The sequence below is a fragment of the Nocardioides sp. genome (genome assembly GCF_036493135.1).
In the GTDB taxonomy this organism is placed as follows: domain Bacteria; phylum Actinomycetota; class Actinomycetes; order Propionibacteriales; family Nocardioidaceae; genus Nocardioides.
In genome coordinates this window covers 1-2,150 of the sequence record NZ_DASXQG010000044.1, presented here as the reverse complement: position 1 = coordinate 2,150, position 2,150 = coordinate 1, and the positions used below count along the sequence as shown (strand labels likewise).

The 2,150-nt window shown below is 69.5% G+C and carries 2 protein-coding genes and 1 pseudogene; 1 reads left to right on the top strand and 2 read right to left on the bottom strand.

Going from position 1 to position 2,150, the window contains the following annotated elements; genetic code table 11:
- Positions 1-185, bottom strand: a pseudogene (locus VGJ24_RS07055) (3-oxoadipate enol-lactonase); the annotation flags it as partial.
- Between the two features lie 233 nt (positions 186-418).
- Here VGJ24_RS07055 and VGJ24_RS07050 point away from each other — a divergent pair.
- Positions 419-1,651 carry an IS110 family transposase gene (locus VGJ24_RS07050; protein WP_331499806.1) on the top strand — a complete coding sequence of 411 codons (1,233 nt, stop codon included), beginning with the start codon at positions 419-421 and terminating at the stop codon, positions 1,649-1,651.
- A 34-nt stretch (positions 1,652-1,685) separates the two neighbouring features.
- Here the strand turns inward: VGJ24_RS07050 and VGJ24_RS07045 are convergent, their stop codons facing one another.
- A complete protein-coding gene (locus VGJ24_RS07045; RefSeq protein ID WP_414691047.1) occupies positions 1,686-2,132 on the bottom strand; it encodes an ABC transporter ATP-binding protein in 447 nt (148 codons plus the stop codon).
- Positions 2,133-2,150 lie beyond the last annotated feature (18 nt).

The window sequence follows — 2,150 nt, the reverse complement described above, 5'->3', positions numbered from 1 at the left end:
TAGGGACCGGCGGGCGCCGGGGACTGGCCGTGACCGCGCAGGTCGTAACGGACCACTCGGTTGCGCCCGACCAACGCCGGGGTCTGCGGATCCCACATAGAGCGGTCGGTCCCTAGCGAGCAGCTCAAGATCACCGGCGGGCCGTCCACCGGGCCGAGGAGCTCGTGGGCGACCTCGACGCTCATTGGTCAACCTTCCCGGTGCGGCCGTTGTGATTAGGTCGCGCAGCCGGCCCCCGTCGGGAGAAGGCCCTCGACGCTTGCCACTGAGATGGCCCGCATGAGACGTGCCTCTCCCGACGGTGGGGGCTGCCTGAAGCGGCAACAGGACGTAGCCCGTGTGAGGGCCCGTCAATGAGCACCCGCAACGGTAGCCCGTGGTCGGCGATCAGTCGAGTCGATCGCGTGGAGGAGATCTGATGAACGAAGCTGTGTGTGCGGGTGTGGACTGGGCCAAGGACGCGCACGAGGTGCTCGTCGCCGACCCGGATGGGGAGCGGTTGTGGGGCGAGACCGTCGCGCACGACGAAGCGGGAATCGTCAGGCTGTGCCGGACGCTGGTCACGCTCGGCGTGGCACGAGTCGCGGTCGAACGCCCCGACGGACTGCTGATCGAGCGGCTGCTTGACGCCGGGCTGACTGTGCTGGCGATCCATCCGAACATGGTCGCCGCGGCCCGCGACCGGTTCCGAGCGGCCGGGGGGAAGTCCGACCGGTTCGACGCGTTTGTGCTGTGCGAGCTCGCTCGCACCGACAGCCATCGCTTCCGGGCCCTCTCGCCCGACAGTGACCAGACCAAGGCGCTGCGGGCGCTGACCCGCGGACGCGAGGTGCTCGTCGAGCAGCGCGTCGCGCTGTGCAACCAGCTCCGTGCAGAGCTCGAACGGTTCTGGCCTGCCGCCACTCAGCTCTTCCGGGACCTGGACAGCCCGATCTCGCTCGCGTTCCTGGCGCGCTATCCCTCGCCGGTCGACGCGCGAGGCCTGGGCGAGAAGCGGTTCGCGCAGTTCCTCGCCCGCCACCACTACAGCGGACGCAAGACCGCCGACGAGCTGCTCACCAGACTCCGCGCCGCGCCCGTGGGGCGCGCTGCCGAGCTGGAGGCCGAAGCCCGCCGCGGGCTCGTGCTCGCGCTCGTCGCCGCGCTCAAGCCGATCGTCGAGCAGATCCGCCTGCTCACCGCCGAGATCGGCCACGCGCTCCACACCCACCCAGACGGAAAGATCTTCGCCTCGTTCTTCAAGAGCCCCGACAGCGTGATCTGCGCCGCGACCCTGCTCGCCGAGATCGGCGACGACCGCGCTCGCTACCCCACCGCCGAACACCTCGCCGCCGACGCCGGCATGTCGCCGGTCGCGGTCGAGTCCGGCCGCAAGAAGGTCGCGTGCTTCCGCCGCGGCTGCGACCACCGACTCAGAGACGCCACCTCGACCCTCGCCGACGCAACCCGCAAATGGCACCCCTGGGCCGCCGACCACTACACCCGCGCCCGCAGCCGCGGGCAGGACCACCCACGCGCGATCCGAACCGTCGGACGCGCCTGGACCCGCGTCCTCTGGCGCTGCTGGCAAGACGGCCTCACCTACGACCCCGCCCGCCACCACGGGCTTCAAAAACACGCCGAAATCCTCATCCCGACCCTCAGGGGTTGACACAGGACGTCTCATGCGACCACCCCGGCCGCGGTCATGCCGCGACCTTGTCGGTGATCCACCCGTAACCCTTGGCCTCGAGCTCGTCGACGAGATCCGGGCCACCCTCCTTGACGATCCGGCCCTGGTAGATGACGTGCACGTGGCTGGGCTGCACCAGGTGCAGGATCCGCTGGTAGTGGGTGATGATCAGCACGCCCATGTCGGGCCCGGCGACCGAGTTGACGCCGTTGGCGACGACGCGCAGCGCGTCGATGTCCAGGCCGGAGTCGGTCTCGTCGAGGATCGCGAGCTCGGGGTGCTGGAGCGCGAGCTGCAGGATCTCCATGCGCTTCTTCTCGCCGCCGGAGAAGCCCTCGTTGAGGTAGCGGCTCGAGAACTCCTTGGGCACGTTGGTCAGCTTCATCGCCGCCTCCACCGTCTGACGGAACTCGCGCAGTGGAACCGGCTCCTCGCCGTTTGCCTCGCGGTGGGCGTTCATCACCGTGCGCAGGTACTA